The following is a 23,742-nucleotide window of genomic DNA, read 5'->3' on the forward strand; positions in this document are numbered from 1 at the left end:
GACATCACGTTATCGGGAAGGACTTTCCTCATGCGTATCATCGTCTGCGGATTTCAGCACGAGACGAACACTTTCGCGCCGGCGAAGGCCGACTATGCCGCCTTCGAGCACGGCGGCGGCTGGCCGGGCATCAGCCGGGGCGCGGCGCTGTTCGAGGCGCTGACGAGCACGTCCAACATCCCGGCCGCCGGTTTCATCGAGGCCGCGCGCGTGGCGGGCCACGAAATCGTGCCGATCGTCTGGGCGGCGGCGAGCCCCTCGGCGCATGTGACGCGCGACGCCTACGAGCGCATCGCCGGCGAGATCGTGGCGGGCGTCGGCGCGGCGTTGCCGGCGGACGCCATCTACCTCGACCTGCACGGGGCGATGGTGGCGGAGCATGCCGACGACGGCGAGGGCGAACTGATCGCGCGGGTGCGCGCCGTCGCCGGGCCGGACGTGCCTATCGTCGTGAGTCTCGACCTGCACGCCAACGTGACACGACGCATGCTGGCGCAGGCCGACGCGCTCGTCGCCTTCCGCACCTATCCGCACGTCGACATGGCCGAAACCGGCGTGCGCGCCCTGCGCCTGATCGAGGAGCGCGTGCGCCTCGGGCGGCGCTTCGCCGTGGCTTCCCGGCGCATTCCCTGTCTCATTCCCATCTGCTGGCAGTCGACGCAGGACGAGCCGGCCGGCGGGCTCTACCGGACGCTTGCGCGCATCGAGGCCGATACGGCGGCGGCGAGCCTGTCGTTCACCATGGGTTTCGCGGCCGCCGATTTCCCCGAATGCGGCCCCGTGGTCTGGGCCTGCGCCGCCGATCCCGCCGCGGCGGAAAAGGCCGTGGAGGACATGAGCGAAGCGGTGCTCGCCGCCGAACCGTATTTCGCCGGGCCGCTGCTCGATCCCGACGCGGCCGTGAGGCAGGCGATGGCGCTGGCGGCGACAGGCAAGCGCCCCGTGGTCATCGCCGATGCGCAGGACAATCCCGGCGCGGGCGGCAATTCCGACACCACCGGGCTGCTGCGGGCGCTCATCGCCAATGGCGCGACGAAGGCGGCGCTGGGACTCATGGTCGATCCCGATGCTGCGGCAGCCGCTCACGCGGCAGGCGAGGGGGCGACCATAACCCTCGCGCTCGGCGGCCGCTCGCCGGTGGCGGGCGACGCGCCGCTGACGGCTGAGTTCTTGGTGGAGAAGCTTTCGGACGGCAACCTGCGCACCACCGGCCCGTATTACGGAGCGCGCGACATGCAGCTCGGTCCGAGCGCCTGCCTCGTTCATGGAGGGGTGCGCGTTGTCGTGGCGAGCCACAAGGCCCAGCTCGCCGATCAGGCGATGTTCCGCTACGCCGGCGTCGAGCCGACCGCGCAGGACATCCTCGTCGTCAAGAGCGCCATTCACTTCCGGGCCGATTTCCAGCCGATCGCGGCGGCCATCCTCACCGCCGTCGCGCCCGGCCCCATGGCCATGCTGGCGACGGACTGGCAATGGAAACATCTGCCGCCCGACATCCGCATGGCTCCCTGCGGCCCGACCTATGCCGAAGTCTCGGCCGGTTACGCCGACGAGGATCTGAAGCGCGCCGGCTGATCGCCCGGCCCTCCCGCTCTTGCTCTTGCCCTTGCCCTTGCCCTTGCCGTTTCTGTCACGATGGAGAATTCAATGTCGGAACTCTGGCGTCTGTCCGGGTCGCAGATTGCAAATCTCGTGCGCCTGGGCGAGATTTCGGCCACCGAGGTGGCGCGCGATGCGCTCGCGCGCCTCGATGCGGTCAACCCGCAGATCAACGCCGTGGTCGATTACAGGCCGCAGGAGACGCTGGCGCGCGCCGCCGCCGTCGATGCCGCGATCGCGCGCGGGGAGCCGGCCGGGCCTCTCGCGGGCGTGCCGGTGACGATCAAGATCAACGTCGACCAGGCGGGATACGCCACCAGCAACGGCCTCAAGTCGAAGGCCGATCTGATCGCCTCCGGGAACAATCCGGTCGTCGACGGCTTTCTGCGCGCCGGCGCGGTGATCGTCGGCCGCACCAACACGCCGGCCTTCAGTTGCCGCTATTTCACCGACAACCAGCTTTACGGCCCCACCCTCAATCCGCGCGATCCGGCGGTGACGTGCGGCGGCTCCTCCGGCGGGGCGGCCGCGGCGGTGGCGGCCGGCATCGGCTGCATCGGCCACGGCAACGACATCGGCGGATCGGTGCGCTATCCCGCCTATGCCTGCGGCATCCACGGCCTGCGGCCGGGGCTCGGCCGCGTGCCCACCTGCAACGCCAGCGGGCCGGACAGGACCATCGGTTTCCAGATCATGTCGGTGCAGGGGCCGCTGGCGCGCACCATACAGGACGTGCGCCTCGGCCTCGCGGCCATGGCAGGGCGCGACATGCGCGATCCCTGGTGCTTCGAGGCGCCCGCCGGGACGGGTTACAATCCGCAGCTCGCGGCGGTCTGCCTGCATCCCGACGGCATCGAGACCGCGCCGGAGGTGGAAAAGGCGGTTCTCGACGCGGCGCAGCGGCTGCGCGACGCCGGCTGGACCGTGGTGACGCTCGACGAGGTGCCGCCGCTCATCGAGGGCAGCCTCATCATGCATACGCTCTGGGTCGCCGACTATCCCGAAAGCAAGATCGCCGACGCAGAGGCGGAAGGCGATCCCGGCGCGATCGCGGCGATGCGCGGCGCGGTCGAACTGGTCGGCCCGGTGGATGTGGCGCGCTTCTCCGCGACGCTGACGCGGCGCGCCAATCTGGTGCGGGAATGGCTGCTCTTCCTGGAGAAATATCCGGTGCTGCTCATGCCGGTGTCGTCGGAGCTGCCCTTCGACACCGACATCGATCTGAAGAAGGGCTACCGCTACATCTACGATCATCAGCATTTTCTGGCCGGTCTTCCCGCTTTCGGCATTCCGGCGCTCACCGTCTCCACCGGCATGGCGGGCAGCCGGCCGGTGGGCGTGCAGATCGTCGCAAGCCGCATGCGCGAGGATCTGTGCCTTGCCGCCGGCGAAGCCATCGAGGCGCGCGGCGTGCCGCCGATGCCCGTCGATCCCGTCAGCGCCTGACGCATCCGTCGAGAAACGAATGGAGCCTTGTCCGTCATGAATGCCGCACCTCTCTTCCACGGTTCCGCCGATCTCGGTCCCGACGCGGGTGAAATGCTCGCCGGGCTGAGGCGGTGGGTCGAATGCGAAAGCCCGTCCATCGATCCTCGGGCCGTCAACCGCATGATGGTTCTGGCGAGCAGCGATCTCGCCGTCGCCGCCGTCGCCGTGCTCGCCCGCCGGGCTCGATCCGGCGGATTTTCCGCTGGCGGAAGGACGCGACGGCGACCTGTGCGGCAGGGACCACCGGCCGGCGGGTGACGCGCCGGCGCGGCGGCGTCAACGAAGGGGCGGCGGAGCCGTTCCATGCGTGGGCCGACGCCGTTCGCGAGGGCGGGGACCTGTTCATCTGAAGGATGTGGCGGAGAACGATCATGAATGACAATCACACCGAAGGCGGGCCGGCGCGGACGGATGCGCTGTGGAGTCTCGACGCGACGCTGATCGCCGCGCTCGTGTCGGCGCGCGAGGTGTCGGCGGAGGAGATCGCCCGTTCCGCGCTGGAGCGGCTCGAAGCCGTCAATCCCGCCATCAACGCCGTGGTCGAGTATCGCCCGGATGCGGTGCTGGACGCCGCGCGCAAGGTCGATGCGGCGATCGCGGACGGCCGCGATCCGGGGCCGCTCGCCGGCGTGCCCGTCACGATCAAGGTCAACGTCGATCAGGCGGGCTATGCGACCACCAACGGCGTTACGCTGCAAAGGGACCTGATCGCCGCGACCAACAGCCCGGTGGTCGACAGCCTGCTGGAAGCCGGCGCCGTGCCGCTGGGGCGCACCAACACGCCGGCCTTCAGCTACCGCTGGTTCACCGGCAACCGGCTGCACGGCGCGACGTTCAATCCGCGCCGCAAGGAGTTGACGCCGGGCGGTTCCTCGGGCGGGGCGGCCTCCGCCGTGGCCGCCGGCATCGGCGCCGTCGCGCACGGCACCGACATCGCCGGGTCCATCCGCTATCCCGCCTATGCATGCGGCGTGCACGGCCTGCGTCCGAGCCTCGGCCGCATTGCCGCCTATAACGCCAGCGCCGGCAAGGACCGCACGATCGGCGGTCAGATCATGGCGGTTTCCGGCCCGCTCGCGCGGCGGGTCGGCGATCTGCGTCTCGGGTTCGAGGCGATGGCGCGCCGGCCCGACAGCCGCGATCCGTGGTGGGTGCCCGCGCCCCTGCGCGGCGGGCCGGCGCCGCTGCGCGCGGCGGTGTGCTTTCGTCCCGACGGCATGGAGACCGCGCCAGAACTCGTCGCGGCGCTCGCCGGGGCGGCCGCGAAGCTGCGCGACGCCGGCTGGCTGGTCGATGAGGTCGACGCCCTGCCGCCTATCCGGGAAGCGGTGGCCGTGCAGATCGCGCTGTGGCTCGGCGACGACTACGAGGGGCAGGTGGCGGCGGCTGAGCGCGAGGGCGACGCCGGCGCCATGGCGGCGCTGGCCGGCCACCGGGATTTCGCGCGCTCGCTCGGCCTGGCGGGTTTCTCGCGGGCTCTCGCCCGCCGGCTCGGGATCGCGCGGGAATGGCTGATCTTCATGGACCGCTATCCGGCCGTGCTCCTGCCGCCCTGCGCCGAACTGCCCTTCGCGGACAATCTCGACCTGCGCGGCGAGGAGGATTACCGGCGCGTGTGGCAGGCGCAGATGCCGATGATCGGCCTGCCGGTGACGGGCCTGCCCGCCCTGTCGCTCTGCACCGGGCTGCTGCCGGACGGGACGCCGGTCGGCGCGCAGATCGTGGCGGGGCGCTTCCGCGAGGACATCTGCCTCGCGGCCGGCGAGGCGATCGAGGCGCGCGGCCCGCGTGTCACGCTTGCCGATCCGCGCGACGGCGCGTGATCCCGCGGCGCGGGCGGCCTCATTCGTTTGTTGGCGCATTAGAGCATTTCGGCATTTCGTTGAAACGCAGAAATGCTCTATCTTATTGACTTGACGCGTTTTCTTCACACAAAGCGGTATCCGCTTTGCTTGAAAACGCTTTAGATCATGAAATGCTCGCGCTTCGTGGTTTGATGCTATAGAGGCCGTCGGAGCGCGTTGCGTTCAAACGGAATCGTTTGATCGATCAGCATTCGCTCAGGACAAGGAATTCGGAACATGTCCCGTTTCAATCCGAACGGGACATGTTCCGGTGCCCCCGTTTCAGGATGACCGAGACGCCATGACGCTCGCCGACCTCCGCCCCGTCGCCAGACAATCGACCGAAAGCCTGGTCACGGACAGCCTGCGCAACTACATCCTTTCCGGCAAGGTGGCGCCCGGCGAACGCCTGACGGAAATCGCGCTGGCGGAGCAGCTCGGCGTGGCGCGGGCCACCCTGCGCACCGCCCTGCACCGGCTGACCAGCGAGGGCATCGTGGTCCAGATTCCCTATACCGGCTGGCAGGTGGCGACGCTCACGGGTGGCGACGTGTGGGAGATATGGACCCTGCGCGGCAGCCTCGAAAGCCTGGCGGCCCGGCTGGCCGCGCAACGCCCGGAACCCGCCGTCCGCGAGGCGCTGCGCGCGGCGCATCTGGCCCTGCTCGCCGCCTGCGAGGGCGGCGGGCTCAAGGACATGATCGCGGCCGACTTCGCCCTGCATCGCGCCATCATCGACAACAGCGGCCACCGCCGGCTGGCGGCGCAATACGCCATCGTCGAGCAGCAGGTCAAACTCTATATCGCCACCAGCAACACCCACGTCGCCACGGGGCCGGCGGACATCATCGAGCAGCACCGGCCGCTCGCGACGGCGCTGCTCGCCGGCGAGGCGGAGGCCGCCGGCCGCGAGGCATGGCTCCACAACGAAAGCGAAGGCCGCCGCCTGATGGACTGGCTGGAGCACCGCGTCTCCTGACAGGCGCACGGCGCTCCCACCCTGACGCGCCGGCCGGCCGCGTCCTCCCGAAGGCGCGGGAGCGGCTCACACCACCCCGGAATCGCGCAGGCGGAACCACGCGATCGCCGCCGCCAGATAGAGGCTTTGCAGCCCGTGGAAGGGAATGGGCTGTACCCTGGTCAGGGGGAAAGGAAGCGTTCTCGGGTCGCGGGACGTGGCATAGGCCGCCAGCGCCGCGCCCATGGCCGTCTCCAGCGCGACGCCGCGTCCCTGACAGCCGATGTTGATGACGAGCCCCTTCTCAGGCTCGTGCACGTGGGGCAGGAAGTCGCGCGTCACGGCGACATGGCCGCACCAGCGATGATCGAAGGCGATGCCCGCCAGTTGCGGGAACATGCGGACTGTCGTCTGCTCCAGATGCCGCCAGTCGTTCGCCGAGCGCGGCTGCCGGAAGGGGCCGCGCCCGCCCATGATGAAGCGGCCGGTGTGGTCGCGCCGGAAATAGAGCAACAGGTTGCGCGTGTCGGAAGACGGATAGCCGCCCGGCATGATCGTGCGGCCGATCTCCTCCGGCAGCGGCACGGTCGATACCTGATAGGAGATCGGCGCGATCACCGTGCGGGCGATCCGCGGCGCCAGCTCGCGCGTGTAGCCGTTCGTGCACACGATGACCGTGTTGGCCGTCACTTCCGGCCCGTGCGCGGTGGAGACACGCCACTTGCCCGCTTCCGCCCGCCAGCCGGTGACGGCGGTGTCGCCGTGAATCGTCGCGCCCGCGGCGGCGGCGGCGCGCGCCAGCTCCCGCGCGTAGCTCAGCGGCTGCACGGCTCCGCCGCGCGGATCGAACCAGCCGCCGAGATAGGCCGTGGTGCCGAGCAGGCGCGCGGTTTCCTCCCGGTCGAGCACGCGCGCGCCCTCCACGCCGCGCTTTCGCCACTGGTCGGCGCGGGTCGCGACGGTCTTCAGCGCCTGCGCGTTGTGCGCGCCCTGCACCCAGCCCGTGCGCGAATGCGGCACGTCGAGGCCATGGCGCTCGATCAGATCGAACACATGGCGCGTGGTGGAGCCGGCGAAGGCCGTCAGGGCGCGGCCGGCGTCGCCGCCGGCTTTTTTATCGAGCTCGTCGGGATCGTACTTCAGCCCGGCGATGACCTGCCCGCCGTTGCGCCCGGAGCCGCCCCAGCCGGGTTCGCGCGCTTCGAGCACCTTGACCCGGACGCCGCGCTCGGCCAGATGCAGCGCGGTGGAAAGGCCGGCGTAGCCCGCCCCGACGATGGCGACGTCGACGCGGGCGCCTTCTTCGAGCCGCGGCGTCGGAATGGCCGGCATGGCCGTATGGGCCCACAGGGACGGGGAAAGAGGAAACAGTTCAGAAGACATGGCAGCCTGCCTATGGACGATGCGGGCGCCCGGTCGCGGGGCGCGCCTTGAATGATTGCCGGCGAATCAAATAATTCGCCAGACAATCATTCGTTCGGATCGGTTCAGTCACGACTTGAAAGCCTCCGGAGCATTTCGACATTTCGCTGAAACGCCGGAATGCTCTATCTTGTTGATTTGACGCTTTTCCTTTACGCAAAGCGGTGTCCGCTTCGCTTGAAAACGCCAGAGCATCGTGCAGAAAAGCGGATACCACTTTTCGTCGACAAAGATGCTTTAACTCAAAAAGTGAGCGCGTCAGTTCTGATTCCATCAGAACCGACGCGCTAGACGTGTTCGATCACCCGGCGCAGAAAGTCCTGCGTTCGCGCCTGTTTCGGGTTGCCGAGCACTTCCTTCGCCGGCCCTTCCTCCACGATCACGCCGCCGTCGAGGAACAGGACGCGGTCGGCGACGTCGCGGGCGAAGCCCATTTCATGGGTGACGACGACCATCGTCATCTCTTCCGCGGCGAGGCTGCGCATGACGGCGAGCACCTCGCCCACCAGTTCCGGGTCCAGCGCCGACGTGGGCTCGTCGAACAGGATGGCCTTCGGCTGCATGGCCAGCGCCCGCGCGATGGCGACGCGCTGCTGCTGTCCGCCGGAAAGTTGAGCCGGAAAATTGTCGGCCTTCGCCGCCAGCCCGACGCGCTCCAGCAGCGCGCGCGAACGCTCCTCCACTTCCCGCCTGGGCTCGCGCTTGACGAAGAGCGGGCCTTCCATGACGTTCTCCAGCACCGTCCGGTGCGGAAACAGGTTGAAGCGCTGGAACACCATCGAGACATGCGTGCGGATCTCGACAATGGATCTGTGGTGGCAATCGACGGTTTTTCCCTCGAAGGTGATCTGCCCGTGCTGATAGCTTTCGAGCCCGTTGATGCAGCGCAGGATCGTCGACTTGCCGGAGCCGGAGGGGCCGATGAGGCAGACGACCTCGCCCCTGGAAACGGCGGCGGAAACGCCCTTGATGACCTCGAGTTGTCCGTAGCTCTTGTGAACGTCCTTCAGCTCGATCATCGTCCCTTTCCTCCCATCTTCTTCTCCAGCCTGCCGACGAGAATGATGAGCGGCACGCACATGACGAGATAGAGCAGCGCCACGGTGGAGAAGACGGCGGTGTTCTTGAACGTCGCCGCCGCCAGCAGCTTGCCCTGCATCGCCAGCTCCGCCACCGTGATGGTGGACGCCTGCGAGCTGTCCTTGAGCAGCATGATCATGGTGTTGCCATAGGGCGGCAGCGCGATCCTGAACGCCTGCGGAAGGATGACGCGGCGCATGGTCAGCGCCCACCCCATGCCGATGGACTGCGCGGCCTCCAGTTGGCCGCGGTCGATCGCCTGGATGCCGGCGCGGAAATTCTCCGCCTGATAGGCGGAATAGGCGATGCCCAGGCCGATGATGCCCGCCTGGACGGCGGAGAGGGAAATTCCGAATTCCGGCAGCACGAAGTAGATGTAGAACAACTGCACGATGATCGGGATGCCGCGCAGGAAGTTGATGACGACCAGCGCCGTCTTGTCGAGAAACCATTTTCCCGACACGCGCATCAGCGCCAGCATGATGCCCAGCAGCGTCGACAGAACCAGCGCGCCGACGGTCACGACGATGGTCAGCCACACACCTTGCAGCAGAACGGGCAGAAATTCGATGACATCGTTGATGAATTGCATGACGGTGGAAACCTCGGCGATGGAAACCTCGCCGCCCGTCGCCGAAGGCGGGGTCCGCGCATTCGGGGGGCCTTTCCCGGAAGGACCGGGATGAGGGCGGAAATGCGGAATGCATCGCCGCCCCATGCGACCGGTAACGGGCGGGCGACTGACTCAGAGGCCCCACTTCTTGACGATCGCGTCGAAGCGCCCTTCGGCCTTCAGCTTCGCGATCGCCGCGTTGAACTTTTCGAGCCGCTCGGCGTCGTCCTTGCGCAGGCCGATGCCGATGGCGCCGTGCAGCGTCGGCTTGTAGCTCTCCACGATGCGGGTATCGGGGAAGCGGCCCTGAGCCAGGTTGTGGGCGACGATGGGATAATCGGCGAAGCCGGCCTTGATGCGGCCCGCGTTGACGTCGCGGATCATGTCGGGAATGGTCTCGTAGGGCTTGACCTCGGCGAAAAGCCCGGTGCGCTGCAACGCCGAAATATAGGTCGTGCCGATCTGCCCGCCGACGACCTCGCCCTTCAGATCCTCGAAGGACACGTATTCCTTCGTATCGGCCTTCGGCACGAACAATGCTTCGCCGTAGCCGTAGACCGTATCGGTGAAGTTGATCACCTCGCGGCGCGCGTCGGTGGCGAACATGGCCGCCGCGATCACGTCGATCTTCTTCGACGTCAGCGACGGTATCAGCGATGCGAAGATGATCGGCGTGATTTCAACCTCGTAACCGGCTTCCTTCGCCACTTCCGTCACGATGTCGACCATCAGGCCGTTGATCGTGTTGGTCTTGGGGTCGAGAAAGCTGAAAGGCACGCTCGTCGGCGTCGAGCCGACCTTCAGCGTCTGCGCCCACGCGGAAGAAGCCGCGCCGGCGGCGCAGGCCATGGACAGGACAACGGCCAGCGGTTTGAATACGTTCATGTCGGATACCCCTCTTGTTTTGCCGTCCTGGGGACGTCGCTCGTATGAAAATCCGGAGGTTATGAGAGCGTTTTCATTTTTATGAAAAAACGCTACCATGATGCGCATCGGCAAGCAAGTATTTTCATGTTAGTGAAATTATGCTGATATGAAAGTGCAAAAGAGAGGGAGGCGTCGTGTCGGAAGCAAACGAGAAGGATGGCGAGGCGAGGCACCTTGCTGCGGATCAGGCCATCGGCCAGCGTATTCGCGCCCTGCGCCGCGAGCGTTCGTTGTCGCTGATGGAGCTTGCCGCCCGCACGGGTTACTCGGTGGGCTATCTCAGCCAGATCGAGCGGGGGCTGTCGTCGCCGTCGTTGCGCACGATGGTCGCGCTGGGGGAAACCTTTTCGGTCGGGCTTTCCGGGTTGTTTTCCAGCACCGCCGTGACGCCCGCGGAAGGATCGGGCGATGTCGTCATCCGCCAGGCCGACCGCGGGCGGATGGATTTATGGCGCACCGGCATCGACAAGGAAATCCTGACCCGGCCCGACCCGGCCTTCGGCCTGGCGCTCTATCTGATGAAGCTCGCGCCGGGCGGCTTCTCCGGCGAGAAGTTCGTCGCCCATCTCGGTGAGGAGGCGGGCCTCGTGCTGGAGGGAACGCTGGAATTGCAGGTCGACAACGAGGCGTGGGAACTCACGGAGGGCGACAGCTTCCAGTTTCTCAGCATGCGGCCGCACCGCTATCGCAACCCTTCGCAATCGTCGCCGACGCAGGTGTTGTGGACGACCTACACACCGCCCGAGGCGAGAGGCGGCAACGGCGCCGGCGCGCCGGGAAGCGCGCCCGGAAACCCGCCGGCAGACGGCGACATCGGCAGCGAGGCTTGATCATGGCATTTCTCTATCACGCTGATCCATCGCGGGCGCACAGATGGCGCGAGGTGTTCGCCGCGGAAGCGCCCGACATCCCCTTCTTCAGCGCCGGGGACCGGCACGATCCGGCGGCGATTCGCTATCTGGTGATCTGGGAGGCCGAGGGAAATCTGGCGGAGCGCTATCCCGATCTTGAAGTCGTGTTTTCGGCCGGGGCCGGCACGGACCAGTTCACGCCCGCGCATCTGCCGCCCGAGGTGCCGCTCGTGCGCATGGTCGAGCCCGGACTGGCGGCCGGCATGGCCGAATATGTCTGCGCCGGCGTCCTGCTCCTTCACCGCGATCTGATCGGCTACATCGCCGATCAGCGGAACGGGCGCTGGAACCCGCGGCCGATCGTGCCGGCGGAGCAGCGGTGCGTCGGCGTCATGGGGCTCGGCGCGCTGGGCATGGCCGTCCTCGCGCCGCTGAAGGCGCTCGGCTTTCGGCTTGCCGGATGGAACCGCTCGTCGCGCTCCATCGAGGGCGTCGAGACCTACGCGGGCGCGCAGGAGCGCGACGCCTTTCTCGCCCGGTGCGACATCCTGGTCTGCCTGCTGCCGCTGACGCCCGAGACGCGCGGCTGCCTGAACGCCGATCTGTTCGCGAGACTGCCCGAGGGCGCCGGCATCGTGAACGTGGGGCGCGGCGGCCATCTGGTCGAGGCGGATCTTCTGGCGGCGCTGGATCGCGGGCGGATCGGCGGCGCCGTTCTCGACGTCTTCGCGCAGGAGCCGCTGCCGCAGGAGCATCGGTTCTGGCATCATCCGCGCGTGTTCCTGACCCCGCACATGGCCAGCATGACGCAGCCCGAGGGCGGCGCGCGCGCCGTCATCGCCAACATCCGCCGCCATCGCGCCGGCGAGCCGCTGCTCAACCGTGTCGACCGCTCGCGCGGCTATTGAGGCGAGGCATGGGGAACGTCGCCAGCTCACGCCTTGCCGCCGACGATGTTCCCCAGCTCCAGCTCGGGGTAGAGCGCATCGACGACGCTGACGTCGTGGCGCAGCTCGGCGATGATCCAGTCCTGCACGGCGGTGACGATGGGCCGCAGCGGCTTGCGGCGCGAGCGGACGAACTGGCAGCGCCGCTGCGTCGTCGTCACGCGCGTGCCGGCCGGCACCAGCGCCCGCGTCCGCAGCCAGTGGGCGACGACATTGAGCCAGCCCAGCGCGACGCCCTGCCCGAGCAGCGCCGCCTGCACGACGATGGCGTAATCGAGGAAATTCATGGAATCGAAGCGCGTCGAATCGGCGCCCTCGCCGGCGAAGAACAGGCTCGACCACGCCGTGTGCCTGTCATCGGGGTCCGCCAGCATGTCGATGTCGCGGCTGTCGCCGCGATGCCGCAGATGGTTTTCCCGATAATCGGCGTTGCTGATGGGAATCAGGATTTCCGGCATGATGTCGGCCGCTTCGTGCCGGGGATCGGGCGCGCTCACGAAGCGCATCCCGATGTCGACGTCGTGCACCTCGCCGGCCAGCTCGCCCATGACCAGTTGAAACCGCAGATCGACGGTCGGGAAAGTGCGTTTGAAATCCGCCATGCGCGGCATCATCCAGTGCGTCGTGAAGCCCGTCGAGACGGACAACGTCACCGTCTCGATGCCGGTCTTGTGATCCTCGATCTCGCGCAGCGCATTCTCGATGCCGGAAAAACCGCGCGCGATGGCGTCGAACAGGATGCGCCCCGGCCCCGTCAGCGTCGCGCCGCCGGCCTGGCGCGCGAACAGCGCGACATCGAGATGTTCCTCCAGCCGCGAGACCATGCGGCTCACCGCGGCGGGGGTGACGTTCAGCTCCTCCGCCGCTTTCGAGAAGTTGCCGCAGCGCGCTGCGGCCTCGAAAGTGAAGAGGCTGTTCATGGAAGGAAGGCGGCGTCTGAGTTTGTCCATTACATCATGTAACAACGGAGTGGATTATTTTTCAATTGCCTCGGTGACGGAACTTTGATGAGGTAAGGACAACGAGGCGTTCAACGGCCTTAATTTATAACAAACAAGGGGAGCGCGGCAGCAGGCGACGACCGGAATATGGTCGAACATGCCGCTTGTTGTGCAGTTTCTTGCTCGTTCTGGTGTCAGTTGCATTTCAATGCTTCTGAACAGGCAATCTGTAGTGGGATAGCATGGCGAAACTATCATTCCGGGAGCCCGTTGGCGTATCCGTGCGCTCGGCGACGAAATCTTACGGCGGCTTTCTCGCGCTGGACGACGTGAGCCTCGAAGTGGCTCCGGGCGAGTTCGTCTCCATTCTCGGGCCGTCGGGTTCCGGCAAGACGACGTTTCTCGGCATTCTGGGCGGTTTCGTGCAGCCGACGTCGGGGAGCATCCATCTGGGATCGGTGGATATTACATTCGCGCCGCCGCACAAGCGGGACATCGGCATCGTGTTCCAGAACTACGCGCTGTTCCCGCACATGAGCGTGGCCGACAACATCACGTTTCCGCTGCGGGCGCGGCATCTGCCGAAGGCGCAATGGGCCGACAAGCTGGAGGCGGCGCTCGCCATGGTGGAGCTGTCGGGCTACGGCGGACGGCAGATCCACGAGCTTTCGGGCGGGCAGCGTCAGCGCGTGGCGCTGGCGCGGGCGATGATCTTCGAGCCGCGTCTGATCCTGATGGACGAACCGCTGTCGGCCCTCGACAAGCAGTTGCGCGAGACCATGCAGATCGAGCTGAAGCAGCTCCACAGGAAGCTCGACGCGACCATCATCTACGTCACCCACGACCAGCGCGAGGCGCTGACGATGAGCGACCGGATCGCGATCATGAACAAGGGCCGCATCGCCCAGATCGATACGCCCGAACGGCTGCACGACCGGCCGGCGGATTCCTTCGTCGCGAGCTTCATCGGCGAGGCGACGCTGCTGCCCGTAACCAGGGAGAGCGACGACACCGTCGTGCTCGGCGACACGCGCCTGCGTTCCGCGCAGCCCGTGCCGCGCGGCGATCGGCTGTTCCTCGCGGTGCATTCGGAAAAGCTCGTCGTCGCCGGCGAGGAGGGCGGCGAAACGCCCAACCTGCTGCGCGCGACCGTGACGGATACGCTTTATCAGGGAGAAAGCATCCGTGTCTTCATCAGGCTCGGCAGCGGCGACCAGCTCAGTCTGCGGCTGCCGAGCAACCATTCCGGCCGGCGGCTTCTGAGGCAGCCCGGCGAATCCATTACGGTTGCGCTGCACCCGGACGACACCGTCGTGGTGCCGCAGGCGTAACGCGCTTCCGGGGAGGCGCCGCGCCGCCCTCCCGGAACGACAATCGACGAAAGAAGACGAAACTCCGGGCGGGCGGGCGTTCGCCGGCGGCACGCGCGCATGCGCCCTCGTTCTTGCGGAAAGGCTATCGTAAATGAAAATCACCGATTTCAAGGTCCTGACCTTCGACGTGGTCGGAACGCTGATCGACTTCGAGACGGGCGTGCTGGAAGCCGTGCGCGCGCTCGGGGGAGACAAGGCCCGGCAGGCGACGGACGACGAGATCTTCCAGCCGTATCTGCGCGGCCGGGCGAAGTTCTACGGCCGCTCGTCCTCGGCGATGAAGGATGTCTATCTGTCGCTGGCCGCCGAGACCGGATACCGCGCCGACGACGCCACCGCCGACGCCTTCCAGCTCGCCGTGCTGCGCTGGCCCGCCTTCGCGGATTCGGTCGCGGCGCTGGCCCGCCTGCGCCGCAATTTCCGCCTCGTCGCCATGACGAACGCCGACCGCACGGCCTTTTCCGCCTATGCCGAAACGCTCGGCAATCCGTTCCACGACAGCGTGACCTGCGACGACACCGGCTATGCCAAGCCCGCGCCGGAGTTCTTCGCCTTCAACAAGGGCCGGCAATCGGCCGCCGGCTTCAGGCAGTCCGAGATCCTGCATGTGGCGCAGAGCCAGTATCACGATATCGGCATCGCCCGCGAGCTGGGCTATGCGACGTGCTGGATCGAGCGCCGGCAGGGCTTGCAGGGCTTCGGCGGCACGCCCGAGCCCAGGGAGGTGACGAAGCCCGACTTCCACTTCTCCAGCCTGAAGCAGCTCGCCGACGCCGTCGACGCCGAACACGCCCTCGACCGCAAAGTTGCGGCCTGAAGGCCCGAAGCAGGGTGACGATCATGGGCTCCCCACCGTTTCCGGATATCCGCTCGCTGTGGCAGGACACCGCCGCCGCCCGGCCCGCCTTCGGGCGGCTGGCGGGAGAGCATCGCTACGACGTGGCGATCGTCGGCGGCGGCTACACGGGGCTCAGCACCGCGCGCTATCTCGCCCTCGCCGGCTTGCGCCCGATCGTGCTGGAGGCAAGCCGCATCGGGTGGGGGGCGAGCGGCCGCAACGGCGGCGTCGTTTCCGGCAAGTTCCGCATCAGCTACCCGGACATCGCCGCCCGTTTCGGCACGGAAACCGCGCGGCGGATGCACGACCTCGCGCTGGAGGCGATCGATCATGTGGGCGAGCTGACGCGGGTCTACGGCATCGCCGCCGCGGATTACCGGCCCAACGGCTCGCTGCGCTGCGCCCACAACGCCGTGAGCCTCGAGGCGCTGAAGCGCGAAACCCTGTGGCTGCGGCAGGAGCTGGGCGACACCGCCTGTTCCATCCTTTCCGCCGGGGCGGTGGCGGAAGAAACCGGCTCGCGCGATTTCGTCGGCGGCATGCTCAACACGCATGGCGGCATCGTTCACCCGCTGAATTTCGCCCTCGGACTGGCGGGCGGCCTCAAGGACGCGGGCGTCATCATCGCCGAGCAATCGCCCGTTACCGGCATTCGCCGCGATGAAAACGGCGTCGTCGTGGAAACGCCGGAAGGCGCGGTCAGGGCGCGCCAGGCCGTGATCGCCACGGACGGCTATTCCGATCTCACGGCGGCGACGGCGGGCGTGCGCAAGGCGATCATCCCCTTCCGGTCGGCGATGATCGCCACGGAGCCCCTTGCCGGGACGCCCGGCGAGGGATTGTTGCGGACCGACCGCAGCTACACGGAGACGCGGCGCATGATGCGCTGGTTCCGCAAGTTCGACGGCCGGTTGCTGTATGGCGGCCGGGGCGCCTTCGGCAAGCAGGATTCGGAGAGCGCCTTCACCGCCCTGCGCAACGCGATGGTGCGCCAGTTCCCGGAGCTCGAATCCGTGCGGGTCACGCATCGCTGGTCCGGGCTGGTGGCGATGACGCTCGACAGCCTGCCCCATGCGGGCCGGCTCGACGACCGCATCGTGTATTGCCTCGGCTATAACGGCACGGGCGTCGCCATGGCCTCCAACATGGGCCGTTACGTCGCGCGCATCGTCACCGGCGAGCGGCCGGATGTCGGCCTCGTGTCGGCGCTGCCGCTGAAGAACGTGCCGTTCTACACCCTGCGGGAGCCGGCCGTGAGGCTCGTGGCGGGATGGTATCAGTTCCTCGACGCCATCGGCCGCTAGGGTGTGTTCCGGTTGGCGCGGGAGAAACATGGAGCGTTTCAGGGGAGGCTGCCGAACGAAAAAATATAAAGCGGCTGTCACGACCGTGCGGCCGGCAAATGCATCCGGAAAAGACCAGAGGAGAATAACGATGATCGTGAAATTTACGCTGCTGACGATGCTGTCTTCCGTCGCCGCCCTCGCGGCCGGGACGGCGAGCGCGCAACAGATAACCTTCGTGTCGCAGGGGGGCGCCTATCAGGAGGCCCAGACCAGGGCGATTCTGGACCCCGTGGCGCAGTTGCTCGGCATCACCATCCGGCAGGACAGCTCGCCCGACGCCTGGCCCGTGATCCGCACCCAGGCGGCGACGGGAAAACCCATCTGGGACGTGATCGACACGCCGACGAAGGATTGCGTCCGGGGCGGCGAGCAGGGCTTCATCGAGAAGCTGGATTTTTCCCGGATTCCGAATGCCGCCGACCTGCCGGAGCAGTACAAGAGCCCGTATTCCGTCGCTTATGAGTTCTATTCGAGCGTTCTCGCCTACAACAAGGACAAGTACGGCGATAACCCGCCGCAGGGCTGGGCGGATTTCTGGAACGTGGAAAAGTTCCCCGGCACCCGCGCCCTGCGCAATCATCCGCTGGCGACGCTCGAGGCGGCGCTGATCGCCGATGGCGTTGCGCGCGACCAGCTCTATCCGCTGGATGTCGACCGCGCCTTCAGGAAGCTGGAGCAGATCAAGCCGCATGTCACCGTCTGGTGGACGTCCGGTGCGCAATCGGCCCAGCTTCTAGCCGACGGCGAGGCGGATCTGGTGATGGCGTGGAACGGCCGCGTGGCGGCCGTGCAGAAGGAAGGCGCGCCGGTGGGCTTCACCTTCGGCGACGGCCTGCTGCAATACACCTCGCTGTGCATCCTGAAGAACGCGCCGAATCTGGATACGGCGGTTCAATTCGTGAATGCCGCGCTGACGCCCGACATCCAGGCCAATTTCCCGACCTATATCGACTACGGCCCGGCCAATCCCGCCGCCTACGGCACCGGCAAGATCAGCCCGGAGCGCGCGGCGCAACTGCCGAGCTCTCCCGCGAACACAGCCGTGCAGGCGTTGATCTCCGAAGAATGGTGGAGCTCGCCGGCGGGCGAGGAGGCGCAGCGGCGCTGGGCCTCGTTCATCCAGCGCTGATCGTCGCCGACGCGGGGCGGCTTGCCGCCCCGCGCCTTTCGCTTCCATCGATGGAGGAATAACCATGGCCGCCTGCCCTCCGGGTCCCGCAGTCCTTCATGAGCGGCGCGAACAGCGGCTGACGTTGCTGCTGCTCGCGCCGGCGCTCGCGGTCGTCGTCTGCCTGCTCGTGCTGCCGCTGCTCTGGCTGGCGTGGCAGTCGATCCGGGGCGACGGCGGCTTCACGCTGGTGAACTACCAGCGGTTTCTGACCGACGACATCTATCTGATCTCGTTTCTTCAGACCTTTCGGATCGCCGTGACGGTGACGGTCGCGACGCTGCTGCTCGGGTATCCGGTGGCCTATGCCGCCGCGCTGGCGCCGCGGCAATGGAGCCTGCTCATCCTGGCGGCCGTGGTGCTGCCCTTCTGGACGAGCGTGCTGGTGCGCGCCTATGCCTGGCTCATCCTGCTGCAAAGGCGCGGCCTCGTGAATTCGGCATTGACCGATCTCGGGTTGATCGACAGCCCGCTGCTGCTCGTCAACAACGAGTTCGGCACGGTGCTGGCGACGATACACATCCTGCTGCCGTTCATGGTGCTGCCGCTCTACGCCACCATGCAGAAGATCCCGCGCGAGCTGACGATGGCGGGCGCGAGTCTCGGCGGCAGCCCCTTCTTCGTCTTCACGCGCGTCTTCCTGCCGCTGTCCCTGCCGGGTGCGATCGCGGGCATGGTGCTGGTGTTCGTGCTGACGCTCGGTTTCTACATCACGCCGGAACTGCTCGGCGGCGGGCGCACCTTCATGGTGTCGATGCTGGTGTCGCGCAATATCGAACTCTATCACGAATGGGGCGCGGCCTCGTCCATCAGCATGGTGCTGCTCGCCAGCGTGTTCCTGATCTTCCGTCTGTCGACAAGGCTCGTTCCCTTCGAGCGCATCATGGGTACGAGGTGAGCCATGATACCCTCCCGTTTCTTCCTCTACGGCTTTGTCGCGCTGGTGCTCGTGTGGCTGATGGTCCCCGTCGTGATCATCGTGCCGATGTCGTTCTCGGATTCGCGCTTTCTCGCCTTTCCGCCGCCGGCGTGGTCGCTGCGCTGGTACGAGGCCTATCTGGGCAGCGCGGCGTGGATGCAGGCCACGCGCGTGAGCCTCATCGTCGCCTTCGCCAGCGCCGTCATCGCCACCGTCATGGGCACCGCCGCCGCCTATGCGCTCAACATGACATCCTCCCGGCTGGTGCGTAACCTGCAAGTGATCCTGTTCCTGCCGCTCGTCGTGCCGATCGTCATCACGGCCGTGGGCATCTTCTTCATCTACGCCAACACCGGCCTGCTGGCGACGATGACGGGGCTCATCCTCGCCAACGTCATGCTGGGGCTGCCTTATGTGGTGACGTCGGTGCTGGTGGGCCTGCGCAAGTTCGATCCCGTGCAGGAAATGGTGTCGCGCAGCCTCGGCATGAACAGGTTCCGCACGTTCTTCATCGTGACCCTGCCGCAGATCCGGCCGAGCGTGATTTCCGGCATGCTGTTCGCCTTCATCTCCGCGCTCGACGAAACCGTCGTCGCGTTGTTCATCTCCGGCGGCGAATACCAGACGCTGACCAAGCGCATGTTCACCGCCCTGCGGGACGAGATCGACCCGACCATCGCGGCCATCAGCTCCCTGCTGACGGCGACGTCCTTCATCATGGTGATGCTGCTGTCGCTCAACGCGCGCAGCGCCGGGAACAGGCGGAACGAGGCGGCATGATGGCCGATCATCTCATTCTGGGCGGCGGGTCTGCGGGCTGCGTGCTGGCGGCGCGGCTTTCGGAGGATGCGCGGCGCGCCGTGATTCTGGTGGAGGCGGGCCGCAACATCGCCGCGGACGACGTTCCCGACGATATCCGCAGCCGCTATCCGGGCCGGGCCTATCTCGACACCTCCAACATATGGCAGGCGCTGCGGGCGCTGATGGGCGAGGCCATGCCGCGCCCGTCGCGGCGCTACGAGCAGGCGCGGCTGCTGGGCGGCGGCTCCGCCATCAACGCGCTGATGGCGAACCGGGGTGCGCCGGCGGATTACGACGAATGGGAGGCGCTCGGCGCCGCCGGCTGGAACTGGGACGCCTGCCTGCCCTTCTTCCTCGGCATCGAGGCCGACCGCGATTTCGACGGCCCGCTGCATGGCGCGAACGGCCCGCTCTCCATCCGCCGCATCGGCGACGACAGGATATCGCCATTCGTGGATGCGGTGCTGAAAACGCTCGACGCGCGCGGCCATCCGCAGCGTGCCGACCAGAACGGCGTCTGGCAGGACGGTGCGTTTCGCGGCGCCGTCGCCGTGAGCGACGCGGGCGAGCGGCTGCCCACGTCCATCGCCTATCTCACGCCGGAGGTCCGGCGCCGGCCCAATCTCACGCTGCTCACCGGCCATCAGGCCGCCCGCATTCTCTTCGACGGCCGGCGGGCCGTGGGGGCGGAGATCGTCGGCCCGGACGGCGGTTCGCGCACGATCCGCGCGCGCGAGGTCATCGTCGCGGCGGGCGCGATCCATACGCCGGCGCTGTTGCTGCGCTCGGGCGTCGGCCAGCCGGAGGCGCTGCGCGATATCGGCGTTCCGGTCGTGGCGTCCGCCGCGGGCGTGGGGCGCAACCTGATGGAGCATCCCTCCATCGCCGTCGCCGCCTATCTGCCGCCGGCGATGCGCGCGCCCGACCCGCGCGAGCACCATGAACAGGGCGTGTGGCGCTACTCCTCCGGCCTGCCGGAGACGCCGGCGGGCGACATGCACGCCGCCATCCTGTCGCGTTCCGGCTGGCATTCGGTGGGCGGGCGCATCGGCAGCCTGTTCTTCTGGGTCAACAAGTCGTACTCGCGCGGCTTTCTGAAGCTCGCGGACGCCGATCCCCGCGCCGAGCCCTTCGTCGATTTCCGCATGCTGTCCGACGCGCGCGATCTGGAGCGGCTGAAGACGGCGCTCCGGCTGGGCGCGGAAGTGCTCGCCGATCCGCGCCTTGCCGGCGGCATCGGCCCGGTCTTCCCGTCGAGCTATACGCCGCGCGTGGCGAAGATCGCGCTTCCCGGCCGCTGGAACGCCTTCCAGCGCGGCCTTCTCGCGGCGATGCTCGACGGGGCGGGGCCTCTGCGCGGCGCGCTCATCCATGCGCTCGTGACCCTCGGGACGACGATGGACGGCCTGCTGCGGGACGACGGGGCGCTGACGGATTTCGTGCGCCGCAACGTCGGCGGCACCTGGCACGCCTCCGGCACCTGCCGCATGGGCGCGGATGGCGATCCCGAAGCCGTCACCACGCCGCGGGGCAAGGTGCGGGGCGTCGAGGGCCTGCGCATCGCGGACGCCTCGCTCATGCCGTCGATTCCCCGTGCAAACACCAACATTCCGACGATCATGATCGCGGAACGCATTGCCGATTTCGTCCGCAAGGGGTTTTAAAAGGGTGTCATTCATCCACGGGGAGCAGACGACATGAAGAACGCACATCACTTCTACATCGACGGCGCCTGGGTTGCCCCTCTGGGCGGGAGCGCGCTCGACGTCATCGATCCGGCCACGGAGCAGCCGTTCGCCTCGATCGCGCTCGGCACGGCGGCCGACGCCCGGCGTGCCGTCGCCGCCGCCCGCAAGGCGTTCCCAGCCTTCTCACAAAGCCCGCGCGCCGACAGGCTGGCGCTGCTCGAGCGCATCGCGGAAATCCTCAAGCGGCGCAACGACGAGATCGGCGACATCATCTCGCGCGAGATGGGCGCTCCCCGGCAAATGGCGCGCGAGGAACAGGCGGGCAGCGGACGCTACCATTTCAGGGAAACGATCCGCGCCTTCCGCGATTTCTCCTTCGAATACATGCAGGGTTCCACGCGCATCGTGCATGAGGCGGCCGGCGTCGTGGCCATGATCACGCCGTGGAACTGGCCGCTCAACCAGATCGCCTGCAAGGTCGCGCCGGCGCTCGCCACCGGCTGCACGATGGTGCTGAAACCTTCCGAGATCGCACCCCTCAACGCCGTGATCTTCGCGGAAGTGCTGGAAGAGGCGGGCGTGCCGCCGGGCGTGTTCAATCTCGTGCACGGCGACGGGCCGACCGTGGGCGCGGCGCTGTCGAGCGATCCCGACGTCGACATGGTGTCGTTCACCGGTTCCACCCGCGCCGGCATCGCCGTGGCGCACGCGGCGGCGCCCACGGTGAAGCGGGTGCATCAGGAACTGGGCGGCAAGTCGCCCAACATCGTCCTGCGAAGCGCGCCGTTCGAGGAGGCCGTGCGCGCGGGCGTTCTCAAGTGCTTCGACAATTCCGGCCAGTCGTGCAACGCGCCGACGCGCATGCTGGTGCCGCAGGAGCGCATGGACGACGCCGTCCGCATCGCCGCCGCCGCGGCGGACGCCCTGCGTGTCGGCCCGCCCGACGCGGCCGACACCGACCTCGGCCCGGTCGTCAGCCGCGCCCAGTTCGACCGCATCCAGGCGCTGATCGCCAGGGGCATCGAGGAAGGCGCGGAACTGGCCGCCGGCGGTCCCGGCCGGCCGGTGCACCTCAATGCGGGCTACTACGTCCGCCCGACGGTGTTCGGGCGCGTCACCAATGACATGACCATCGCGCGGGAGGAGATTTTCGGGCCGGTCCTCTCCATCATCGGCTACGGCGCCACGGAGGAGGCGGTGGCCATCGCCAACGATACGCCCTACGGTCTTGCCGCCTATGTGCAGGGCGCGCAGGAAGAGGCGCGCTCGCTTGCCCCGCTGCTGCGCGCCGGCGTGGTGCGGCTGAATGCCTCCGCCTGGGACGGCGCGGCGCCGTTCGGCGGCTACAAGCAATCCGGCAACGGGCGCGAATACGGCCGGTTCGGCCTGCACGAGTTCAGCGAGATCAAGGCCGTCGTCGGCTTCGACGAGGCGTGAAAACGGCCGGCGACGGGCCATCATCAGGGGAAAGAACGATGCTTGAGCTTCAGGATGCTTCGCTTCTCGTGTCCCGCTGCCTGATCGGCGGCGAATGGATCGCGGGGGGCGGCGAGACGGTCGCGGTCGACGATCCGGCGACGGGCGGGATCGTCGGCCATGTGCCGGCCGCCGGGGAAGCGGAAACCGCGCAGGCGATAGCCGCCGCCGCCACGGCGCTGAAGGAATGGCGCAAGCGCCCCGCCGCCGAGCGGGCGGCGCTGCTGGAACGCTGGCACGAACTCGTCCTCGCCAATGTCGAGGATCTCGCGCGCATCATGACGGCGGAGCAGGGCAAGCCGTTGCCGGAAGCGCGGGACGAGATCCGCTATGGCGCGTCCTTCATCAAGTGGTTCGCCGAGGAGGCGCGCCGCATCCACGGCGGCACGGTGCCCGCGCCCGCGAGCGACCGGCGCATCCTGACGCTGAAGGAGCCGGTCGGCGTCTGCGCCATCATCACGCCGTGGAATTTTCCCAACGCCATGATCACCCGCAAGGTGGCGCCGGCGCTGGCGGCGGGCTGCACGGTGATCGTCAAGCCGTCCGAGTTCACGCCCTATTCGGCGCTGGCGCTCGGCGTGCTGGCGGAGCGCGCGGGCATTCCCGGCGGCGTGATCAACATTCTCACCGGGCTGCCGCAGGCCATCGGCAAGACCCTGCTGGACAGCGACATCGTGCGCAAGGTGTCGTTCACCGGCTCCACGCGCGTGGGCTCGCTGCTGATGGCCGGCAGCGCGCCGACGGTCAAGCGGCTGTCGCTGGAACTGGGCGGCAACGCGCCCTTCATCGTCTTCGACGACGCCGATCTCGATGCCGCCGTCGAGGGCGCGCTGGCGTCGAAGTTCCGCAACGGCGGGCAGACCTGCGTCTGCGCCAACCGCCTGCTGGTGCACGAGCGCATCTACGACGCTTTCGCCGACAGGCTGGCGCAGCGGGTGAACGCGCTGAAGGTGGGGCCGGGCTTCGCCGAGGGCACGCAGATCGGCCCCATGATCAACGACGCCGCCGTGGAGAAGATCAACGACCACGTGGCGGACGCGCTGGCGCGGGGCGCCCGCAACCTGACGCCGCGGACCGATCTGCCGCAGGGGCGCCGCTACGTCGCGCCCGTGGTGCTCGCCGATGCGGCCGCCGGCATGCGCCTCGCGGATGAGGAAACCTTCGGCCCCGTGGCGCCGCTGTTCAGGTTCCGCACCGACGACGAGGCGATCGCCTTCGCCAACGGCACGCCCTTCGGCCTTGCCGCCTACTTCTTCACGCAGAACCTCAAGCGCGCCTTCACGGTGGGCGAGGCGCTGGAATTCGGCATGGTGGGGCTCAACACGGGCAGCATTTCCATGGCGGTCGCGCCGTTCGGCGGCGTGAAGCAATCGGGGCTCGGCCGGGAAGGCGGGCGCGAGGGCATCGAGGAATATCTTGAGACGAAGGCGTTCCACATCGGCGGCCTGAACGGCTGAAGCCTC

Annotated in this window: 21 protein-coding genes; 16 read left to right on the forward strand and 5 right to left on the reverse strand. The window is 67.7% G+C overall.

Annotated features, from left to right (window positions below):
- The first annotated feature begins 30 nt into the window (after positions 1–30).
- From ACOYJQ_RS16915 to ACOYJQ_RS16935, 5 genes are all read left to right on the forward strand, one after another.
- Entirely contained in the window at positions 31–1,575 is a 1,545-nt protein-coding gene (locus ACOYJQ_RS16915; RefSeq protein ID WP_433460139.1) for a M81 family metallopeptidase, read from the forward strand.
- Positions 1,576–1,647: 72 nt separating this feature from the next.
- Positions 1,648–3,045, forward strand: coding sequence for an amidase family protein (locus tag ACOYJQ_RS16920; protein ID WP_433460141.1), 1,398 nt, complete (start codon positions 1,648–1,650; stop codon positions 3,043–3,045).
- A 36-nt stretch (positions 3,046–3,081) separates the two neighbouring features.
- Entirely contained in the window at positions 3,082–3,345 is a 264-nt protein-coding gene (locus ACOYJQ_RS16925) for a hypothetical protein (protein WP_433460142.1), read from the forward strand.
- Positions 3,346–3,458: 113 nt separating this feature from the next.
- Positions 3,459–4,910: an amidase family protein gene (locus tag ACOYJQ_RS16930; RefSeq protein WP_433460143.1), complete on the forward strand. Its 1,452-nt coding sequence runs from the start codon at positions 3,459–3,461 to the stop codon at positions 4,908–4,910.
- A 322-nt stretch (positions 4,911–5,232) separates the two neighbouring features.
- Positions 5,233–5,910 (forward strand): GntR family transcriptional regulator, encoded by a 678-nt coding sequence (locus tag ACOYJQ_RS16935; RefSeq protein WP_433460144.1) that lies wholly within the window; start codon positions 5,233–5,235, stop codon positions 5,908–5,910.
- Positions 5,911–5,976: 66 nt separating this feature from the next.
- Here ACOYJQ_RS16935 and ACOYJQ_RS16940 read toward each other — a convergent pair whose 3' ends face one another.
- The 4 genes from ACOYJQ_RS16940 to ACOYJQ_RS16955 all read right to left on the reverse strand — a co-directional run bounded on the left by ACOYJQ_RS16940 (position 5,977) and on the right by ACOYJQ_RS16955 (position 9,889).
- Positions 5,977–7,272, reverse strand: a complete 1,296-nt coding sequence (locus tag ACOYJQ_RS16940; protein WP_433460145.1) for an NAD(P)/FAD-dependent oxidoreductase — start codon at positions 7,270–7,272, stop codon at positions 5,977–5,979.
- Between the two features lie 326 nt (positions 7,273–7,598).
- On the reverse strand, positions 7,599–8,330 hold the full coding sequence (locus ACOYJQ_RS16945; RefSeq protein WP_433460146.1) for an amino acid ABC transporter ATP-binding protein: 732 nt from the start codon (positions 8,328–8,330) through the stop codon (positions 7,599–7,601).
- Positions 8,327–8,983, reverse strand: a complete 657-nt coding sequence (locus ACOYJQ_RS16950) for an amino acid ABC transporter permease (RefSeq protein ID WP_433460147.1) — start codon at positions 8,981–8,983, stop codon at positions 8,327–8,329. The genes ACOYJQ_RS16945 and ACOYJQ_RS16950 overlap by 4 nt, the downstream gene beginning before the upstream one ends.
- A gap of 153 nt (positions 8,984–9,136) precedes the next feature.
- The gene (locus ACOYJQ_RS16955; protein ID WP_433460149.1) at positions 9,137–9,889 is read right to left on the reverse strand and encodes an ABC transporter substrate-binding protein; all 753 of its coding nucleotides are present in this window, start codon (positions 9,887–9,889) and stop codon (positions 9,137–9,139) included.
- A 176-nt stretch (positions 9,890–10,065) separates the two neighbouring features.
- Here ACOYJQ_RS16955 and ACOYJQ_RS16960 point away from each other — a divergent pair, with 176 nt between their 5' ends.
- Together ACOYJQ_RS16960 and ACOYJQ_RS16965 are read left to right on the forward strand one after the other, a co-directional pair.
- Positions 10,066–10,761 (forward strand): cupin domain-containing protein, encoded by a 696-nt coding sequence (locus tag ACOYJQ_RS16960; protein ID WP_433460150.1) that lies wholly within the window; start codon positions 10,066–10,068, stop codon positions 10,759–10,761.
- Between the two features lie 2 nt (positions 10,762–10,763).
- On the forward strand, positions 10,764–11,690 hold the full coding sequence (locus tag ACOYJQ_RS16965) for a 2-hydroxyacid dehydrogenase (protein WP_433460152.1): 927 nt from the start codon (positions 10,764–10,766) through the stop codon (positions 11,688–11,690).
- Between the two features lie 26 nt (positions 11,691–11,716).
- On the opposite strand, the gene ACOYJQ_RS16970 is transcribed toward ACOYJQ_RS16965, so the two are convergent.
- Positions 11,717–12,679: a LysR family transcriptional regulator gene (locus ACOYJQ_RS16970; protein ID WP_433460153.1), complete on the reverse strand. Its 963-nt coding sequence runs from the start codon at positions 12,677–12,679 to the stop codon at positions 11,717–11,719.
- Between the two features lie 233 nt (positions 12,680–12,912).
- Here ACOYJQ_RS16970 and ACOYJQ_RS16975 point away from each other — a divergent pair, with 233 nt between their 5' ends.
- From ACOYJQ_RS16975 to ACOYJQ_RS17015, 9 genes are all read left to right on the forward strand, one after another.
- The gene (locus ACOYJQ_RS16975; protein WP_433460155.1) at positions 12,913–14,001 is read left to right on the forward strand and encodes an ABC transporter ATP-binding protein; all 1,089 of its coding nucleotides are present in this window, start codon (positions 12,913–12,915) and stop codon (positions 13,999–14,001) included.
- A gap of 133 nt (positions 14,002–14,134) precedes the next feature.
- Positions 14,135–14,860 carry an HAD-IA family hydrolase gene (locus tag ACOYJQ_RS16980; RefSeq protein ID WP_433460157.1) on the forward strand — a complete coding sequence of 242 codons (726 nt, stop codon included), beginning with the start codon at positions 14,135–14,137 and terminating at the stop codon, positions 14,858–14,860.
- Between the two features lie 23 nt (positions 14,861–14,883).
- Positions 14,884–16,185: an NAD(P)/FAD-dependent oxidoreductase gene (locus ACOYJQ_RS16985; protein ID WP_433460159.1), complete on the forward strand. Its 1,302-nt coding sequence runs from the start codon at positions 14,884–14,886 to the stop codon at positions 16,183–16,185.
- A 130-nt stretch (positions 16,186–16,315) separates the two neighbouring features.
- Positions 16,316–17,356 carry an ABC transporter substrate-binding protein gene (locus ACOYJQ_RS16990; RefSeq protein ID WP_433460160.1) on the forward strand — a complete coding sequence of 347 codons (1,041 nt, stop codon included), beginning with the start codon at positions 16,316–16,318 and terminating at the stop codon, positions 17,354–17,356.
- Positions 17,357–17,420: 64 nt separating this feature from the next.
- Positions 17,421–18,293, forward strand: a complete 873-nt coding sequence (locus ACOYJQ_RS16995; protein ID WP_433460161.1) for an ABC transporter permease — start codon at positions 17,421–17,423, stop codon at positions 18,291–18,293.
- 3 nt (positions 18,294–18,296) lie between these two features.
- Positions 18,297–19,094, forward strand: a complete 798-nt coding sequence (locus ACOYJQ_RS17000; RefSeq protein ID WP_433460163.1) for an ABC transporter permease — start codon at positions 18,297–18,299, stop codon at positions 19,092–19,094.
- Positions 19,091–20,779 carry a GMC family oxidoreductase gene (locus ACOYJQ_RS17005; protein WP_433460164.1) on the forward strand — a complete coding sequence of 563 codons (1,689 nt, stop codon included), beginning with the start codon at positions 19,091–19,093 and terminating at the stop codon, positions 20,777–20,779. Before ACOYJQ_RS17000 ends, ACOYJQ_RS17005 begins: the two co-directional genes overlap by 4 nt.
- A gap of 33 nt (positions 20,780–20,812) precedes the next feature.
- Complete coding sequence (locus tag ACOYJQ_RS17010) at positions 20,813–22,240, forward strand: aldehyde dehydrogenase family protein (RefSeq protein WP_433460166.1); 1,428 nt, start codon at positions 20,813–20,815, stop codon at positions 22,238–22,240.
- A 38-nt stretch (positions 22,241–22,278) separates the two neighbouring features.
- The gene (locus ACOYJQ_RS17015; RefSeq protein ID WP_433460167.1) at positions 22,279–23,736 is read left to right on the forward strand and encodes an NAD-dependent succinate-semialdehyde dehydrogenase; all 1,458 of its coding nucleotides are present in this window, start codon (positions 22,279–22,281) and stop codon (positions 23,734–23,736) included.
- Positions 23,737–23,742: the final 6 nt, after the last annotated feature.

The sequence above is a fragment of the Pseudochelatococcus sp. genome, assembly GCF_050946405.1.
In the GTDB taxonomy this organism is placed as follows: Bacteria; Pseudomonadota; Alphaproteobacteria; order Rhizobiales; family Beijerinckiaceae; genus Pseudochelatococcus.

What these genes read in the sequence shown, in the direction of transcription:
- ACOYJQ_RS16915 (WP_433460139.1), top strand. Translation starts at nt 31, where the DNA reads ATGCGTATCATCGTCTGCGGATTTCAGCACGAGACGAACACTTTCGCG.
- ACOYJQ_RS16920 (WP_433460141.1), top strand. Translation starts at nt 1,648, where the DNA reads ATGTCGGAACTCTGGCGTCTGTCCGGGTCGCAGATTGCAAATCTCGTG.
- ACOYJQ_RS16925 (WP_433460142.1), top strand. Translation starts at nt 3,082, where the DNA reads ATGAATGCCGCACCTCTCTTCCACGGTTCCGCCGATCTCGGTCCCGAC.
- ACOYJQ_RS16930 (WP_433460143.1), top strand. Translation starts at nt 3,459, where the DNA reads ATGAATGACAATCACACCGAAGGCGGGCCGGCGCGGACGGATGCGCTG.
- ACOYJQ_RS16935 (WP_433460144.1), top strand. Translation starts at nt 5,233, where the DNA reads ATGACGCTCGCCGACCTCCGCCCCGTCGCCAGACAATCGACCGAAAGC.
- ACOYJQ_RS16940 (WP_433460145.1), bottom strand. Translation starts at nt 7,272, where the DNA reads ATGTCTTCTGAACTGTTTCCTCTTTCCCCGTCCCTGTGGGCCCATACG.
- ACOYJQ_RS16945 (WP_433460146.1), bottom strand. Translation starts at nt 8,330, where the DNA reads ATGATCGAGCTGAAGGACGTTCACAAGAGCTACGGACAACTCGAGGTC.
- ACOYJQ_RS16950 (WP_433460147.1), bottom strand. Translation starts at nt 8,983, where the DNA reads ATGCAATTCATCAACGATGTCATCGAATTTCTGCCCGTTCTGCTGCAA.
- ACOYJQ_RS16955 (WP_433460149.1), bottom strand. Translation starts at nt 9,889, where the DNA reads ATGAACGTATTCAAACCGCTGGCCGTTGTCCTGTCCATGGCCTGCGCC.
- ACOYJQ_RS16965 (WP_433460152.1), top strand. Translation starts at nt 10,764, where the DNA reads ATGGCATTTCTCTATCACGCTGATCCATCGCGGGCGCACAGATGGCGC.
- ACOYJQ_RS16970 (WP_433460153.1), bottom strand. Translation starts at nt 12,679, where the DNA reads ATGGACAAACTCAGACGCCGCCTTCCTTCCATGAACAGCCTCTTCACT.
- ACOYJQ_RS16975 (WP_433460155.1), top strand. Translation starts at nt 12,913, where the DNA reads ATGGCGAAACTATCATTCCGGGAGCCCGTTGGCGTATCCGTGCGCTCG.
- ACOYJQ_RS16980 (WP_433460157.1), top strand. Translation starts at nt 14,135, where the DNA reads ATGAAAATCACCGATTTCAAGGTCCTGACCTTCGACGTGGTCGGAACG.
- ACOYJQ_RS16985 (WP_433460159.1), top strand. Translation starts at nt 14,884, where the DNA reads ATGGGCTCCCCACCGTTTCCGGATATCCGCTCGCTGTGGCAGGACACC.
- ACOYJQ_RS16990 (WP_433460160.1), top strand. Translation starts at nt 16,316, where the DNA reads ATGATCGTGAAATTTACGCTGCTGACGATGCTGTCTTCCGTCGCCGCC.
- ACOYJQ_RS16995 (WP_433460161.1), top strand. Translation starts at nt 17,421, where the DNA reads ATGGCCGCCTGCCCTCCGGGTCCCGCAGTCCTTCATGAGCGGCGCGAA.
- ACOYJQ_RS17000 (WP_433460163.1), top strand. Translation starts at nt 18,297, where the DNA reads ATGATACCCTCCCGTTTCTTCCTCTACGGCTTTGTCGCGCTGGTGCTC.
- ACOYJQ_RS17005 (WP_433460164.1), top strand. Translation starts at nt 19,091, where the DNA reads ATGATGGCCGATCATCTCATTCTGGGCGGCGGGTCTGCGGGCTGCGTG.
- ACOYJQ_RS17010 (WP_433460166.1), top strand. Translation starts at nt 20,813, where the DNA reads ATGAAGAACGCACATCACTTCTACATCGACGGCGCCTGGGTTGCCCCT.
- ACOYJQ_RS17015 (WP_433460167.1), top strand. Translation starts at nt 22,279, where the DNA reads ATGCTTGAGCTTCAGGATGCTTCGCTTCTCGTGTCCCGCTGCCTGATC.